15 protein-coding genes are annotated in these 14,393 nt (G+C 60.5%); 6 read left to right on the forward strand and 9 right to left on the reverse strand.

All coding sequences use genetic code 11. The annotated features are described in order from the left end of the window. Window positions 1–62: 62 nt before the first annotated feature. Together ACMU_RS13955 and ACMU_RS13960 are read right to left on the reverse strand one after the other, a co-directional pair. The gene (locus tag ACMU_RS13955; RefSeq protein WP_035260715.1) at window positions 63–1,091 is read right to left on the reverse strand and encodes an L-idonate 5-dehydrogenase; all 1,029 of its coding nucleotides are present in this window, start codon (window positions 1,089–1,091) and stop codon (window positions 63–65) included. A 7-nt stretch (window positions 1,092–1,098) separates the two neighbouring features. Further along, entirely contained in the window at window positions 1,099–2,046 is a 948-nt protein-coding gene (locus ACMU_RS13960) for a 2-hydroxyacid dehydrogenase (protein ID WP_035260717.1), read from the reverse strand. An 86-nt stretch (window positions 2,047–2,132) separates the two neighbouring features. Between ACMU_RS13960 and ACMU_RS13965 the strand changes: the two genes are divergently transcribed. From ACMU_RS13965 to ACMU_RS13980, 4 genes are read left to right on the forward strand one after another with little or no spacing between them, the layout of a single operon-like run. Then, window positions 2,133–2,903, forward strand: a complete 771-nt coding sequence (locus tag ACMU_RS13965; protein WP_035260718.1) for an SDR family oxidoreductase — start codon at window positions 2,133–2,135, stop codon at window positions 2,901–2,903. After that, entirely contained in the window at window positions 2,903–3,400 is a 498-nt protein-coding gene (locus ACMU_RS13970; protein WP_035260720.1) for a gluconokinase, read from the forward strand. The genes ACMU_RS13965 and ACMU_RS13970 overlap by 1 nt, the downstream gene beginning before the upstream one ends. Continuing rightward, window positions 3,397–4,284 carry an NAD(P)-dependent oxidoreductase gene (locus tag ACMU_RS13975; RefSeq protein ID WP_035260723.1) on the forward strand — a complete coding sequence of 296 codons (888 nt, stop codon included), beginning with the start codon at window positions 3,397–3,399 and terminating at the stop codon, window positions 4,282–4,284. The genes ACMU_RS13970 and ACMU_RS13975 overlap by 4 nt, the downstream gene beginning before the upstream one ends. Continuing rightward, complete coding sequence (locus tag ACMU_RS13980) at window positions 4,281–4,613, forward strand: hypothetical protein (protein WP_035260724.1); 333 nt, start codon at window positions 4,281–4,283, stop codon at window positions 4,611–4,613. Before ACMU_RS13975 ends, ACMU_RS13980 begins: the two co-directional genes overlap by 4 nt. Before the next feature lie 72 nt (window positions 4,614–4,685). Here the strand turns inward: ACMU_RS13980 and ACMU_RS13985 are convergent, their stop codons facing one another. The 5 genes from ACMU_RS13985 to ACMU_RS14005 all read right to left on the reverse strand — a co-directional run bounded on the left by ACMU_RS13985 (window position 4,686) and on the right by ACMU_RS14005 (window position 9,774). Next, entirely contained in the window at window positions 4,686–5,396 is a 711-nt protein-coding gene (locus tag ACMU_RS13985; protein WP_035260725.1) for a cytochrome b561 domain-containing protein, read from the reverse strand. Between the two features lie 6 nt (window positions 5,397–5,402). Further along, entirely contained in the window at window positions 5,403–6,341 is a 939-nt protein-coding gene (locus ACMU_RS13990) for a carbohydrate ABC transporter permease (protein WP_035260727.1), read from the reverse strand. 1 nt (window position 6,342) lies between these two features. After that, on the reverse strand, window positions 6,343–7,212 hold the full coding sequence (locus tag ACMU_RS13995) for a carbohydrate ABC transporter permease (protein ID WP_236626268.1): 870 nt from the start codon (window positions 7,210–7,212) through the stop codon (window positions 6,343–6,345). 118 nt (window positions 7,213–7,330) lie between these two features. Next, the gene (locus ACMU_RS14000; protein WP_035260731.1) at window positions 7,331–8,659 is read right to left on the reverse strand and encodes an extracellular solute-binding protein; all 1,329 of its coding nucleotides are present in this window, start codon (window positions 8,657–8,659) and stop codon (window positions 7,331–7,333) included. A gap of 32 nt (window positions 8,660–8,691) precedes the next feature. After that, a complete protein-coding gene (locus ACMU_RS14005) occupies window positions 8,692–9,774 on the reverse strand; it encodes an ABC transporter ATP-binding protein (RefSeq protein ID WP_035260733.1) in 1,083 nt (360 codons plus the stop codon). Between the two features lie 106 nt (window positions 9,775–9,880). Here ACMU_RS14005 and ACMU_RS14010 point away from each other — a divergent pair, with 106 nt between their 5' ends. Both ACMU_RS14010 and ACMU_RS14015 read left to right on the forward strand, forming a co-directional pair. Continuing rightward, on the forward strand, window positions 9,881–10,924 hold the full coding sequence (locus ACMU_RS14010; RefSeq protein ID WP_268870875.1) for a LacI family DNA-binding transcriptional regulator: 1,044 nt from the start codon (window positions 9,881–9,883) through the stop codon (window positions 10,922–10,924). 53 nt (window positions 10,925–10,977) lie between these two features. Next, window positions 10,978–11,997, forward strand: a complete 1,020-nt coding sequence (locus ACMU_RS14015) for a substrate-binding domain-containing protein (protein ID WP_035260738.1) — start codon at window positions 10,978–10,980, stop codon at window positions 11,995–11,997. Between the two features lie 34 nt (window positions 11,998–12,031). Here ACMU_RS14015 and ACMU_RS14020 read toward each other — a convergent pair whose 3' ends face one another. Together ACMU_RS14020 and ACMU_RS14025 are read right to left on the reverse strand one after the other, a co-directional pair. Then, window positions 12,032–13,177 (reverse strand): substrate-binding domain-containing protein, encoded by a 1,146-nt coding sequence (locus tag ACMU_RS14020; RefSeq protein WP_201769893.1) that lies wholly within the window; start codon window positions 13,175–13,177, stop codon window positions 12,032–12,034. An 83-nt stretch (window positions 13,178–13,260) separates the two neighbouring features. Further along, window positions 13,261–14,388: an ABC transporter permease gene (locus ACMU_RS14025; RefSeq protein ID WP_035260739.1), complete on the reverse strand. Its 1,128-nt coding sequence runs from the start codon at window positions 14,386–14,388 to the stop codon at window positions 13,261–13,263. Window positions 14,389–14,393 lie beyond the last annotated feature (5 nt).

A 14,393-nucleotide genomic window follows, 5' to 3' on the forward strand; every position in this document is an offset into this window, starting at 1 on the left:
AAAGCAATCAAAGCCGAAATGCTCGAATAAAAAGACCCGACAATTTGGCGGGCCCCCTGCGTTCAGAACGCGATCTGAACCTTCATCGACTTGCTGCGATCCGATGAGACTTTGAAGCCAACCTCGGCCTCATCCAGACCAACCGTCTGCGTGATCAACGGCTTGGTATTGATCAGACCCTTCTGCATCAGTTCGACACCGGTGAAGAACTCTTCGTGAAAACGGAAAGAACCTCGCAACTGAAGCTCCTTCGCCGTCATGGCCTGAACAGGCAGCGTCATGTCCCCGCCGAGGCCCAGTTGCATGATGATGCCGCCGGGGCGCAACGCCTGAACGCCACCGGCCAATGCCTGCGCAACGCCGGTACATTCGAACATGACGTCGAAATAACCTTTGTCCTTTTCATAGGTCGCCAGTTGTTCGGGCGCTTCGCCAACATTCACCGTGACGTCGGCACCATTTTGTGCGGCGAGCCTTAGGGTATAGTCGGAAAGATCCGTGGCAACGATCTCGGCCGCGCCGGATCGACGTGCCGCCAGAATACACAGCAGACCAATCGGGCCGCAGCCGGTGACGAGAACGCGCTTGCCCAGCAGGTCACCCGCCCCTTTTGTGGCGTGAAGGCAAACCGCCAGCGGCTCGGCCATCGCGGCTTCGCCGGGTGTCAACCCGTCGGCGGGCGCGCATTGGCTCGCATCTGCCACCATAACCTGCCGGAATGCTCCCTGGATATGCGGAAACGGCATCGCCGAACCATAGAACCGCATATTGAGACACTGGTTGTACTTCGCCTCGCGGCAATGAACGCAGGTACCGCACGGGCGCGACGGAGACACGGCAACCAACTGGCCCTCGTGCAGGCCGGTCACCCCATCACCCAGCTTGGTGATATGCCCGGCAACCTCGTGCCCCAGGATCATCGGCTCTTTCAGCCGGACGGCACCAAAGCCACCATGGTTGTAGTAATGCAGATCCGAACCGCAAATTCCGCCGGCAGCCATGGTGATTTGCACCTGGCCTTCGCGTGGTTCAGGGACGTCGCGATCTTCGATACGCAGGTCCTTGGCGGCGTGTATGACGATGGCTTTCATGTAGTCCTCACAGAACCGGGGTCAACAGAGGTTGACCTTCGAAATGCGCCTGCAGGTTTTCCCGCACCAAACGGCCCATGGCTTGCCGCGTTTCTACGGTGCCCGAGGCATGGTGGGGTTGCAGCAAAACGTTGTTAAGTTTCAAAAAACGGGGGTTCAGATCGGGTTCCCCCTCGAACACATCCAGCGCGGCAGAGCCAACTGCGCCGTTTTCCAAGGCGTCCAGCAACGCTTCTTCGTCGATATTCGAGGCGCGCGAGATGTTGATCACCATGCCTTCCGGACCAAGCGCCTCGATCACTTCGCGGTTCACAATATGGCGCGTGTCCGCCGACGCGGCCAGGGTCACGAAGAGAAAGTCGGACCGTTTGGCGAGTTCAACCGGATCAGCAACGAATTCCCATTCCGGGACATAGTCCTTGGCACCGATATCCGAATAAGCGATGTCCATGTCGAACCCGGAAAGCCGCTTGGCGACCTCGTACCCGATACGACCAAGGCCCAGCACACCGGCACGCGCCTCGTGCACGCGGCGTTTCAGGGGATAGAGCCCCTCACGAACCCAACTGCCGTCGCGCACCCAGGCCTCGGCCCCAATCATTCCGCGCGACTGGCACAACATCATCGCAACACCCAAATCGGCCACGTCTTTGGTCAGAACATCAGGTGTGTTGGTCACGCGAATGTTGCGCTCGCCACAGGCTTCAAGATCAACCGCATCAAAGCCAACCCCATAGACCGAGATGACCTCGAGGTTTGGGCAAGCCTCGATCATTGCACGATCTGCGCCCAATTCGCCGCGGGTGGCGATTCCGCGCACTTTCGGACCGATCTCGGCCATGAACGCGGCCTTATCTTCCGCTTCGAAATAGCGATGCATCGTAAAGGCCTGGTCCAAAGGAACCTGGTCCCATTCGGGGTATGGCCCCACCTGCAGGATATCGATCTGTGTCATGTTCGAATCTCATGTTGACTTTTGTTGTTATCGATAACATAAATCCAGAAAACATCACTTGTCGAGTCAAAAAAAGGAATCACGTTATGGCCACTGGCACCGCCATGTTCGATCTGAGCGGCAAGACCGCCCTGATCACCGGATCGTCGCAGGGAATCGGCTTTGCATTGGCGCGGGGTCTGGCGCAGGCCGGGGCCGCGATTGTTCTGAACGGGCGCGACACCACCAAGCTGTCGGATGCGGCGGCAACCCTGCGCGCAGAAGACGCCACGGTGTACGAGCTTGCATTCGATGCCACAGACAACGCCGCCGTTGCCGCCTCGATAGACGGGTTCGAGGCGGACAATGCGATCGACATCCTGATCAACAATGCCGGCATGCAGCATCGCACCCCACTGCACGAATTCCCGGCCGACAAGTTTGAACAACTGCTCCGCACCAATATCTCGACCGTGTTCAACGTGGGTCAGGCTTGTGCGAAACACATGATCGCGCGTGGGGCCGGTCGGATCATCAACATTGCCAGCGTGCAAACTGCTTTGGCCCGTCCGGGCATTGCCCCCTACACCGCCACCAAAGGCGCGGTGGCGAACCTGACCAAGGGGATGGCCACCGACTGGGCCGGGTCGGGGCTGAACTGTAACGCCATCGCGCCGGGCTATTTCGACACGCCGCTAAACGCAGCGCTGGTCAATAACCCCGAATTCTCGGCCTGGCTGGAGAACCGCACCCCGGCGGGGCGCTGGGGCAAGGTTGACGAACTGGTAGGGGCGGCGGTGTTCCTGTCCTCGGACGCCTCCAGCTTTGTAAACGGCCACACGCTGTTTGTGGATGGCGGTATCACGGCCTGCCTGTGATGCATTACGTTGTGATGGGCGTTTCGGGCTGTGGGAAGTCCTCGGTTGGCGCGGCGGTTGCCGCGCGGATCGGTGCCAGTTTCATTGATGGTGACGATCTGCATCCGCAGTCGAACATTGACAAAATGGCCAGCGGTCAGCCGCTGAACGATCACGACCGCGCCCCGTGGCTGGTCAAGGTCGGCGCGACGCTGAAACAGGCCGACGAAACCACGATTATCGGCTGTTCGTCGCTGAAACGTGCTTATCGCCACATCATTCGCACCACGGCGGCCGGACCGGTGCAATTTCTGTTTCTGGACGGCAGCCGAGAGGTGCTTCTGGGCCGGATGACGTCTCGTCCGGGGCATTTCATGCCTGCCTCGTTGCTGGACAGTCAATTGGCCACGCTGGAACGCCCTGGCGCAGACGAAAACGCCCACATTTTTGACATCGACCAACCGTTCAACACGCTTGTCGACACGGTGGTCACCCGTATTCAGGAGGAACCCAAATGACCGAGAATGTCGCCCTGATCGGCGCCGGCGCGATGGGCGGGGCCATTGGCACCCGCCTTGCTGAAACCGGCAACAATCTGATCGTATTCGATCTGGACAAGGACAAGGTTCAGGAACTGGTCGACAAAGGCGCGAAAGCGGCCGTCTCGGCCGCCGAGGCTGCAGCGGTCAGCGACTATGTGATCACCAGCCTCAATTCGCCCAGGATCGTCGAGATCGCGGTGTTTGGCACCGGAGGCGCGGCCGAGGGCGCCAAGCCCGGCACCGTGATCATCGACATGTCGTCGATCGACCCGGAGGCCACCAAGTCGCTGGCAACAAAGGCCGCCGAGAAGGGCCTGCGCTGGGTTGACAGCCCGCTGTCGGGCGGCGCGCCCAAGGCGCTGATCGGCGAGCTGACGCTGATGGCCGGCGGTGCGGCCGAGGACGTGGATGCGGCCCATAACGTGCTGAAATACGTCTCGTCCAATTACACCCATATGGGCCCGTCGGGCGCCGGGCAGACCACCAAGCTGATAAATCAGGTGCTGTGCGGCCTGGGGTTCATTGCGGTGGCCGAGGCGACGCAGCTGGCGCTGGATGCCGGGGTGGATGCCGAAAAGATCCCGCAGGCGCTGAAAGGCGGGCGCGCCGACAGCGCGCTGTTGCAGGAATACATGCCGCGTTTCGCCACGCGCGATTACCGCCGCACCGGCCGGATCGACAACATGGTCAAAGACCTGAACGGCGCGCAGGATCTGGCGCGTCTGACCAACACGGCCATGCCGCTGACCGCCGCCTGCGCCGAGATCCACCGCATGCTAACCGCCGCCGGGCTGGGCGGCGAGGATCAGGCCGCGGTGATGGAGTTTTTCAAGGGACCCAATATGGAGCATTTCGAATGATCACCCGTTTCGCCCTGTTCGAAGGCACAATCAAAGACGGCCAGACCGAGGCATTCCGCGCCGCCGTGCTGGACCGGCTGGTGCCGCTGTGGAAGCAGTTCACCGGCAATCGCGACGTACGCGTCATGTTCAGCGATGACCGCGACGCCGGCGCGCCCGAGTTCCCGCTGATCCTGGCGGTGACCTATCCCGATCTGGCCACGATGGAAGGCGCGCTGGACAGCCCGGCCCGCCACCAGTCCAAGGAAGTGACCGGCCAGATCGTGGCCGAGTTCTTTGACGGGCGCATCCACCACCATGTCACGCAGCTGAACGAATTCGCCGCCTGACCCGCGCTTGAAAACAACAAAAAGCCGGCCCCGATACTTCGGTGGCCGGCTTTTTAATGCACTGCTCTTGGTTCAGTCTTTGGGGATCTGGATCATCCAGCCAATGGGGCGGCGCTGATTGCCCGGCAGGTCGGGGTCATTGCCCCAGATCGCCTGATAGGTGTCAATCGCCCTGCCCCGCTTTTGCAACAGCACAAAGGCCAGCATCAGGCAGACCCACCAACCGCAAAGAACGATCCACATCCAGACCGGCCCATTGGCCTGCCATAGGCCCGACAGGACCGTCGCGACGGACAGCAGAAAGGCCAGATAACCCATGGTTTTGTGAATATATTCAAAGGCCAGGCGCCGCGGGGTCATGTCGAAATGGTCACCGCGCAGCGAGCCATCGGGCGCGGGTTCGGTTGGCCCGCCCTTGGAGCCGCGCAGAATGCCCCCAGCGATCTGCAGGGCCGCCAGCGCCAGCACCGTCCACCCCATCAGCGCGTGCGGGCCGGGCAGCACAACATCAGATGGGGGCGCCAAAAGAACCAGCCCCAGCCCCACAACCATAACGACCGCTGCCGCGTATTGCACACTTCGGTGGATGACCCACCAGTTGCGGTTGTCCAGCTGGCGCGGCCAGTCCTGGCCGGGCCAGATTTTGAAGAACCGTGCCGCCAGGATGCCGGTGGGCACAAGGAAAGCCCAGGCCACCACCATCATCCGCGCGTGCCATGAAAGGAATACACCCACCTCGTGCCCGCGCGTCGGGTCAACCGGAGACAGCAGCCATTCCAACACGGCTCGTCACCCTTTCACCGCACCGGCGGTCATGCCGGTGATGATCTGACGGCTGGCCAGCAGGGTAAAGATGATCGGCGGGATCGCCAGCAGCATGCCGGTGGCCATGATCACGCCCCATTCTACGTTGAACTCGGACATGTTGTTCACGATCAGGATGGGTACCGTCTTGGTGTCCCTGTCCGATAGGGCCGAGGCCAGCAGGTATTCGTTCCACGCGATACGGAAGGTAAAGATCGCCGCCGCCGCAAGACCGGGCTTAATGATCGGCAGCACCACCAGGAAAAAGATCTGAAACGGGTTGGCGCCATCCATGCGCGCAGCCTCTTCCAGCGAATGCGGCACCTGCACGATGAAGCTTTGCAAAATCCAGATCACGAAGGGCAGGTTCATCGCCACATAGATCAGGATGATGCCGGAATGTGTGCCCGCCAGACAGATATCGCCGCGCCCGCCAAACATGTCACGGATCAGCTCGCCCACCATGGTGGTCTTGCCGATGCAGAACTCGTTGTTCCACAGACCAAATACCGGCACCAGCAAGACCGCAGGTGGCACCATGCGCACCATCAGGGTGGTCAGAGAGGCCGTGTCGCGGCCCATGAACTTGAACCGGACCAGCGCATAAGCCGCCATGCAGCCCAGAACCAGCGTCAGGAAGGTCGAGACAAGGGCGATCACCAGCGAGTTGGCAAAGGCCCCGCCGAATTTCAGCGAACAGAAATCCATGTGATCCAGCTCGTACCACAACACGTCGCACAGCGCGGTTTCATAGTTCTGGATCGTCGGCAGGAACAGCAGCCCGCCAGTGCCCGAGATGATGTCCACGTCCAGTTTGAACGAGTTCACGAACATCAGCACGATCGGGCCCACGGCCATGAAGATCAGCGCGGCCAGAAGGGCGAAAAAGGCCGGATGTTGCTTGTCATAGGTCTTGTCCGACATCTCAGTCTTCCTCTTGCACGGCGGCGCGCAGACGGGCGGCGCGGGCGGTTTGGATCTTGTTGAAGGCGAACATGGCAACCGTCAGCAGCAGCAGAAGCATCAGCAGATAGTTCGACATGGCGGCGGCGACGCCCAGTTCGCGGAATTCGGTGGCCGTGCGCGAGATGCGCAGCGCCAGGATTTCGGTCGACAGGCCCGGCCCGCCTTCGGTCATCACCAGGATCACCTCGAGCACTTTGAACGCATCGATCAGGCGCAGCAGGCAGGTGACGATCAGCACCGGCATCATCAGCGGCAGCTTGATGTGCCAGATCTGTTGCCATCCGCCGGCGCCATCGATCTTGGCGGCCTCAAGCGCCGATTGCGGCAGCGATTGCAGCGCGGCCAGGGTCAGGATGAAAATGAACGGGGTCCATTGCCAGATATCGGCAATGATAACGGATAGCAGCGCGTGCTGGCCCAGCCAGTCGACACCGTCCAGCCCGATGGATTTCAGGAACCGGTTAAACGTGCCCACGGTGGGGTGGTACATGTAGCGCCACATCAGACCCACAACAACCGGGGCGATCATCATCGGCAGGATGAACAGCGTCCGCAGGATCGACATGCCGCGAATGTTGCGGTCCAGCAGCAGCGCCAATCCGACGCCCAGCACCATCTCGACCGCGACAACGCTGATGGCGAATTTCAGGGTGACGCCAAGGCTTTCGCGAAAGCTGGGATCAAACCACAGGGTGATGTAATTCTTCAGCCCGACAAATTCGGTTTCAGAGATGTTCTGGCTGGGATCCCAGGCGCGGAAGCTGCCGTAGACCATGTATCCAAGCGGATAAAGCAGGGCGATGACCATGATCACGGCGGCGGGCGCCATGAAGACATAAGGGGTCAATCGATTTGCACGAGCGAGTTTCATCGGATGTCCGTGATGTCGGGGGTTACGATATGGGGGACGGCCGGGCACAATGGCCCGCCCGCCCCCCGCTGGGAGATTACTGCCAGGTGTAGTAGCCGGCCTCTTCCATCACCGCCTTGGTGCGCTCAGCCACGCCGTCAAGCGCGGTTTGCACGTCCAGATCCTCGGTCAGGACCTTCGACAGCGTGGTGCCCAGATCGGCGTTGATCTTGCCCCAGACGGGGATGATCGGGCGCCAGTCAGGATCGGCGTACTGCAGGGCCTCGCCGAAGGTGGCCATGTGCGGGAACTTGGCGTTCACGTCTGCGTCGGCGTGGGTCGAGAAGCGCGAGGGGTTACCACCGGCCAGCGCGACCAGCTTGTCACCGTGCTTGGAGGTCAGCCACTGCATCAGCAGGAAGGCCGCTTCCTTGTTTTCGGCGTTCTTCGGAATACCGATGCCGAAACCACCGGTTTGGCTGGCGCGTTTTACGCCCATCGGGTGCATGGCCCAGCCGACTTTGCCAACAACCTGGCTTTTGGACGGATCGTCGATCTGACCCGACACAACCGTAGTGTCCAGGAACATCGCAGTGTCACCGTTCAGGAACGAGCCCAGAGCTTCGCCAAAGCCAAAGCTGGCCGCGCCTTCGGGGCCGCATTCAACGATCTTCTTCAGAGCTTCCGCTGCGGCGACACCTTCGGCATTGTTCACCACCGGGTTCCACTGGTCGTCAAAGATTGCGCCGCCCAGCGGGTTCAGGTGCAGAAGGAACGCGTGTGCTGCATGGTGGCCGGATGCCGCGCGCGACGACAGACCGCCCATGCCGGGCTCCAGCTCGGGGATTTTGCAGGCCAGTTCCAGCATCTCGTCATAGGTGGTGGGAACTTCGAGACCGTGCTTTTCGAAGATGTCCTTGCGGTAACCCAGAACCGAGGTTTCCGAGCCATAGGGCAGACCGTAAAGCGAGCCGGTGGCCCCGTCCAGGTAACCCTTGTCGCCCCCGGCAAAACCGATGTTCTTGACGTAACCGTCGATCAGGTCAGCCGAGTCAAAGGCCGGATCGGCCAGTTTGGGGTTCATGAAGTACTTGGCCAGGTTTTCCAGCTGATCGGCATAGACATAGTCAGCCTTCGAGAACACCACATAGGCGATCAGGTCATAGTCACCCTCGTCCTGTGCCAGTTCCAGCGTCTGGCGCTCGCGCATTTTCAGGTAAGGCAGCTGATCCACCTCAACCTCGATGCCGGTTTCCTTGGTGAATTCCGGCAGGATTTTCATCACGGCGTTGTAATGCGGGTGGGCCGGGAAATTCACGACCAGGGTTTCACCGGCATATTCATCGTACGGGCTCGCAACTGCGGCCCCCATCGATGCGGCAAGTGCAATCCCGGCGGTGGCCAGGCCTTTGGTAAATGACAGCATTTTATCCTCCCTGCTGCTAACTCAGTTCGCGATCAAAGGCGCAGCCCCGTCTCGCGGTCGAAAATCATCATCTCTTCGGTATTCACTTCGAAGGTCTGGGTGGTGCCGTGCTGGATCGGCACGGCGCTGGCGACCTCGACCAGCAACTCGTTGCTGCCGCACCGCGTTGCCAGCACCGATTGCGCGCCCAGATATTCGGACACCACAATCTGCAACTCGACCGGCGCGCCGCCATTGATCACGTTGGTGATCGACGACGGCCGCAGGCCAATCGCTACCTCGCGCGTGCCGTGCGAGGCCAGCCGGGCGGCTGCTTCGGCGGCGACGGGCAACAGGTACCCGTCGCCGCGCACCCACAGAGCCCCCTCCTGCTCTGTCAGCTCGCCATCCATGAAGTTCATGGTCGGGCTGCCGATGAAACCGGCCACGAAACGGTTGCGCGGAGTCTTGTACAGCTCTTCGGGGGTGCCTTGTTGCTGAATCACCCCGTCGCTCATCACCACGATCCGGTCGCCCAGCGTCATCGCCTCGACCTGGTCGTGGGTCACGTAGACCATGTTCTTGTCGATCTGGTTGCGCATCTCGGCCAGCTCGGTCCGCATCTTGGCGCGCAGCTTGGCGTCGAGGTTCGACAGCGGTTCGTCGAACAGGAAGGTGCCGGCGTCGCGCACCATGGCGCGGCCCATCGCCACCCGCTGCCGCTGACCACCCGACAGCTCGGCCGGTTTGCGGCCCAGCAGGTGGTCGATATGCAGCATCGTCGCCACACGCTTCACCCGCGTGTCGATCTCGGATTTGTCGACCTTGGCCAGGCGCAGCGCAAAGGACATGTTCTGCGCGATGTTCATATGCGGATACAGCGCGTAATCCTGGAACACCATCGCGATGTCGCGCTGCTTGGGTTCCAGATGGCCGATGGGTTTCCCGTCGAAATAGATCTCACCGGAAGTGATGGTTTCCAGCCCGGCCAGCATGCGCAATGTCGTCGATTTGCCGCAGCCAGAGGGGCCAACCAGAACGGTGAACTCGCTGTCGTTCAATTCCAGATCCAGCGGCTGCAGAACCTGCACAGAACCATAGCTTTTTGACACCTGGTCAAACACAATCTTAGGCACGTTTCCCCCCTCGAGTTTCAGGCCGCCTTGTTATCGATACCAAAACAAAAAGCGGCGCCGGAATAAATGGGTATGGCGCGAAAACTACGTTAACGTTAACGTAGGAGTGCGAGATTCATGTTTGAAAACAAAGAGGTATTCGTTGAGCAAACGCAACTCTGACCGAGCCGGATTAAGGGAAGTAGCCGCCGCAGCCGGCGTCAGCATGATGACTGTGTCCCGCGCGATCCGCGGGATCGAGGGCGTTTCGGACAAAAAACGCGCCGAGATTCTGCGCGTGGCCAAACGGTTGAACTATTCTCCAAACCTCAACGCGCGGTCTTTGGTAGCCGAAGCATCAGACCTTGTCGGGATTTCTCTGCCCACTCTTTACAACGATGTCTTCGCCGGAATGCTGGCCGGAATGCGCAATACGATCACCAATGCCGGGTTCGCCACGGTTCTGGACACCACCAATTATGATCTGGATGTCGAGCTGGATTGGGTGCAGCGTGTGCTGTCCTGGCGCCCCGCAGCGATGGTTCTGACCGGGGTGCATCATCACCCAGAACTTCGCGATACCCTTCGCCAGGCAGAGATTCCAACGTTGGAAATTTGGGATGTCACCGCTGACCCGATTGATCTTTGCGTCGGTCTGGACCACCGAAATGCAGGGCTGGTTGCAGGGAACTATGCCCGCAAACTTGGCTACAAACGCCCTGCTTTTGTTGGCGCTCCACGCGGGATCGACCTTCGGGCAGAGAAACGGGTCGAAGGATTACGCACGGCTTTTGACACCCATCTGCCCGCCGAGCGAGTAGACGATCCAAACAGCTATGCCGCAGGAGCCGAAGGTGTGCGGCGATTGTTGGACCGTGACCCGCGACCTGACGTGCTGTTCTTTCTGAACGACCACCTGGCTTTTGGCGGGATGATGGCGGCGCAAGCGGCTGGTCTGGACGTACCCGGTGATATTGGCATTGTGGGGTTTAATGCGCTGGACCTGACAACTGCGCTGCCCGTCGCTCTGACCACAATTCAAACCCCGCGGCGCCAAATCGGCGTGACCGGTGCACGCAACTTGCTGGCCCGAATCAAGGGATTGTCCCCGGACCGGACGGTACAATTGCCGGTCGAATTGCTTCAGGGCGCAACAACGCGCTTGCAATAGGCGACAGTTTGACCAGATAGTTATGGTTACCGGTAACAAACTCCGAGACGACCATGGCAAACGCCCCCAAAATGTCCGATATCGCCAAAGCGGCGGGCGTTTCTCCGATGACCGTGTCACGAGCGTTTAAGGCCGATGCGTCAGTTGGAAAGAAAACGCGCGAAAAGATCCTGAAGATCGCCGAAGAGATGGGTTATGTCTTTGACAGCACCGCTTCGAACCTGCGCTCGCAGAAATCCGGTTTTGTCGCCGCAACCATCCCGTCACTGAACAACGCCAACTTTGCCGACACCGTACGTGGGCTGAACGAGGCAATGCGCGACAAGGGCCTGCAACTGCTGTTGGGTTACACCGACTACAACGTCGAAAACGAAGAGCGGCTGATTGAACAGCTGCTGCGTCGCCGACCCGAGGCGATGGTGGTCACCGGCGGGCGGCACACCGATCGGGCACGTCGCCTGCTGCTGAACGCAAGCATACCAGTGGTGGAAACATGGGACCTGCCAGAAGACCCGGTGGGCCACACAGTGGGGTTCTCCAATGCCGATGCCATGGCGCAGTTGGTCGAGCATTTGCATGCCTCTGGCGCACGAAGACTGGCGTTTATTGGCGGTGACGACAATGGTGATACGCGCGGTGCCGATCGTCGAAAAGGCTTTGTATCCAAAGCGCGGGCGTTGGGGTTGGAGTACCGGCTTGTTTCACTTGGTGCCCCTCCGGTTTCAATGCGCGAAGGCGCGCGCGCGATGGCCGAACTCCTTGACGGCGACACACAACCGGACGCCGTTTTGTGCGTGTCCGACCTTGCCGCATTTGGCGTTCTGACCGAGTGTCAGCGACGTGGCATTGATGTACCTGGTGAGATGATGATTGCCGGATTTGGTGCATTTGATCTGGCGGAAATCTCGGTGCCAACCCTGACTACCATCGACGCCCATGCCTACGATATCGGGGCTCGGACTGGGGCCTTGCTGGCGGAAATTTTGCGAGGGGATTCTCCGCAAGACGGGGCGCCTTCGATCATGCGTATCCGCCCCACGTTGAAAGTGTCGCGGTCTACAGCGGCAAAGTAATCCCGGCCCGCAGTTGGGGCCGGGATCGATTGGCTTAGCGTTTCAGCGCGCCAACACCCGAGAAGCGGAATGCCTCCACTTCAAGTGCGTCCAGCTCATCCGCGCTCATCTGGTCGTGGGCAACGGTGATCCGGCCCAAAAACACCAGCGGCAGCTCGTCCGCGCGACCTTCCAGATCAGCCCGGATCGCCTCGGCCGTGGCGGCGCCAACGTCGTCACCCATGCGCATGGGGGTCGCGTCCAGCTCGCCCCGGCGGATGGCGTCCAGCTCAAGGCCGGTGCCGCCCCAACCGGTCGAGAAGATGTCCTTCTCTTTGCCCAGGGCCACCTGCGCCTCGACCGAACCCATGGCCATGGCGGTGTTGGCGTTGTGGATGACCTTGCTGTCCGGATAAGCCTGCATGATCAGCGTGGTGCCTTCAAAGCCACCTTCGCGCTGATACTCGCCGTAATGCTCGTACTCGGTTGTCCAGTTGCCTTTTTCCTCGACACAGGCCTTGAAGTCGCCCGAACGCTGATTGTCGGTGATACCCGGAATACCGCGGTTCATCGACATCACAACGTCATTGCCCAGACGACCCAGCATATAGTCACACATGGTCAGCGCGCCGGCAGCCGACGAGAAATCGAACCATGCATCAGGCTGGTTCGTCAGGTCCTTCAGCGGCGTGTGGAACGCCCAGACATAGGTCGCAAACCCGTCATTGGCCGACAGCTTGTCGATATTGTCCGCCTGGATCGCCAGTTCCGAGGGGCCGAAGATGACATAGTCATACAGGTCGGCATCCTGTTCCACCTGGTTGGCATAGGTCGATTGCAGCGAGTGCTCGATCTGGCGACTGGCGAACTCGGTGGTTTCGAATTGAATACCCAGCTCGTCCAGACGCTTGGTCAGCGCCAGATAGTTGCGCGCCCAGAAGTCCGAGGTATCGGCAGACGGGTAGATCAGCGCGATCTGGATGGGGCCATCCTGGCTGCCCGAGTATTGCACGGCGGCAGCGCCGACAACCTCTTGCAGGGCTTCCAGCTTGCCCTCGGCATTCACCTCGCCGGGCACCCAATAATCGCGATCCGCGATACCGGGCAGTTCCTTCAGCGGCAGCGTGGCGTGGCCATCGGCCCATGCGGCGCCGGCAAACAAAACGCTTGTGGCCATCAGGCTTGCAGTTAATTTCTTCATCGTGGTTCCTCCCTCTTGAAGATTGTGTGGAGCCATGGTGAGGCGGGCCTGCACGCCTGCCTCACCGCTCCGGATTTTGCGGTTTAACCGCTTGGCACGGGGTCCCCGGCCAACAATGCACCCACCGCCAACAAGGCAATCAGCACACCGATTACCACTGCACTAAGGCGCAGCAATTTCTGCCCCTCGGGCGTCGTCAGGCCGGCAAACAGCCCCCGCGCGCCGTCGCGGTCTTTCTTTTGCATCCAGGTGTAAAGCGCCACCGAGCTGACGATCACCACGCCCGAGGCGACGGATTGCCAAAAGAACTCGATCCGCAAGGTCACCAGCGCGTTGATCATCATCGACAGCAGCAGCACACCGGCAAACGAGCCCAGCATCGAGGCGCGGCCACCAAAAAGCGACGTGCCGCCCACAACCACCGCAGCGATCACATGCAGGTTGAAGTAAGGTGCCGAGGTGGCCTGAATGGCGTTCAGTTTGCCGGTCAGCATCACGCCAGCCAGCGCCGCCGCGGCCCCCATCAGAACATAGGCATAGATCTTGTGGCGGTTCACCGCGATACCGGTCATCTCGGAGGATTCCGGGCTGGAACCGATGGCGATGGTGTAGCGGCCGAAATAAGTCTTTTTCAGCAGCCAGTACCCGCCAATCATCGTGGCGATGCCGATCACAACCGGGATCGGGATAAAGCCGGGGATCTTGCCGCGGCCCACATCGGTAATCAGGTCGGGAAAGCGCGCCAGCACCAGACCCTTGGCAATCACCAGCGCCAGGCCACGATACACAAGGTCCATCGCCAGCGTGCCGATCAGATCAGGCACTTTGAACTTGGTGATCACCAGCCCGTTGATCAGGCCCATGGTCGCGCCCAGCATGATGGCAATCGGCAGCGCCACCCAGGCCGGAAAGGCGTATTGCTTGATCAGAAACGCCATCAGGATCCCCGACAACGCGGCGATAGAGCCGATCGACAGGTCGATACCGCGCTGGGTGATGACGAATGTCATGGCCATGGCCATCGGCATGTAAAGCGCCGCGTCCAGCAGGATCAGGTTCAGGTTCGACAGGCGGAAATAGCGCGCCGGTTCGGCCACTCCCATAAACAGCAGGATCGCAAGGATCATCACCATCGGGCCGATGATGGCCAGGTAAGGCTCCATCCGGTCCTGCAGCGTCTTGGGTTCGATATTGGTTGATGCAGTTGTCATTGTCC

The sequence above is a fragment of the Actibacterium mucosum KCTC 23349 genome (assembly GCF_000647975.1).
Lineage (GTDB): Bacteria > Pseudomonadota > Alphaproteobacteria > Rhodobacterales > Rhodobacteraceae > Actibacterium > Actibacterium mucosum.

Excerpts from the sequence above, each read along its gene's own strand:
- ACMU_RS13955 (WP_035260715.1), bottom strand. The coding sequence starts at position 1,091 with ATGAAAGCCATCGTCATACACGCCGCCAAGGACCTGCGTATCGAAGAT.
- ACMU_RS13960 (WP_035260717.1), bottom strand. The coding sequence starts at position 2,046 with ATGACACAGATCGATATCCTGCAGGTGGGGCCATACCCCGAATGGGAC.
- ACMU_RS13965 (WP_035260718.1), top strand. The coding sequence starts at position 2,133 with ATGGCCACTGGCACCGCCATGTTCGATCTGAGCGGCAAGACCGCCCTG.
- ACMU_RS13970 (WP_035260720.1), top strand. The coding sequence starts at position 2,903 with ATGCATTACGTTGTGATGGGCGTTTCGGGCTGTGGGAAGTCCTCGGTT.
- ACMU_RS13975 (WP_035260723.1), top strand. The coding sequence starts at position 3,397 with ATGACCGAGAATGTCGCCCTGATCGGCGCCGGCGCGATGGGCGGGGCC.
- ACMU_RS13980 (WP_035260724.1), top strand. The coding sequence starts at position 4,281 with ATGATCACCCGTTTCGCCCTGTTCGAAGGCACAATCAAAGACGGCCAG.
- ACMU_RS13990 (WP_035260727.1), bottom strand. The coding sequence starts at position 6,341 with ATGTCGGACAAGACCTATGACAAGCAACATCCGGCCTTTTTCGCCCTT.
- ACMU_RS13995 (WP_236626268.1), bottom strand. The coding sequence starts at position 7,212 with ATGGCGCCCGCCGCCGTGATCATGGTCATCGCCCTGCTTTATCCGCTT.
- ACMU_RS14000 (WP_035260731.1), bottom strand. The coding sequence starts at position 8,659 with ATGCTGTCATTTACCAAAGGCCTGGCCACCGCCGGGATTGCACTTGCC.
- ACMU_RS14015 (WP_035260738.1), top strand. The coding sequence starts at position 10,978 with ATGGCAAACGCCCCCAAAATGTCCGATATCGCCAAAGCGGCGGGCGTT.
- ACMU_RS14020 (WP_201769893.1), bottom strand. The coding sequence starts at position 13,177 with ATGAAGAAATTAACTGCAAGCCTGATGGCCACAAGCGTTTTGTTTGCC.
- ACMU_RS14025 (WP_035260739.1), bottom strand. The coding sequence starts at position 14,388 with ATGACAACTGCATCAACCAATATCGAACCCAAGACGCTGCAGGACCGG.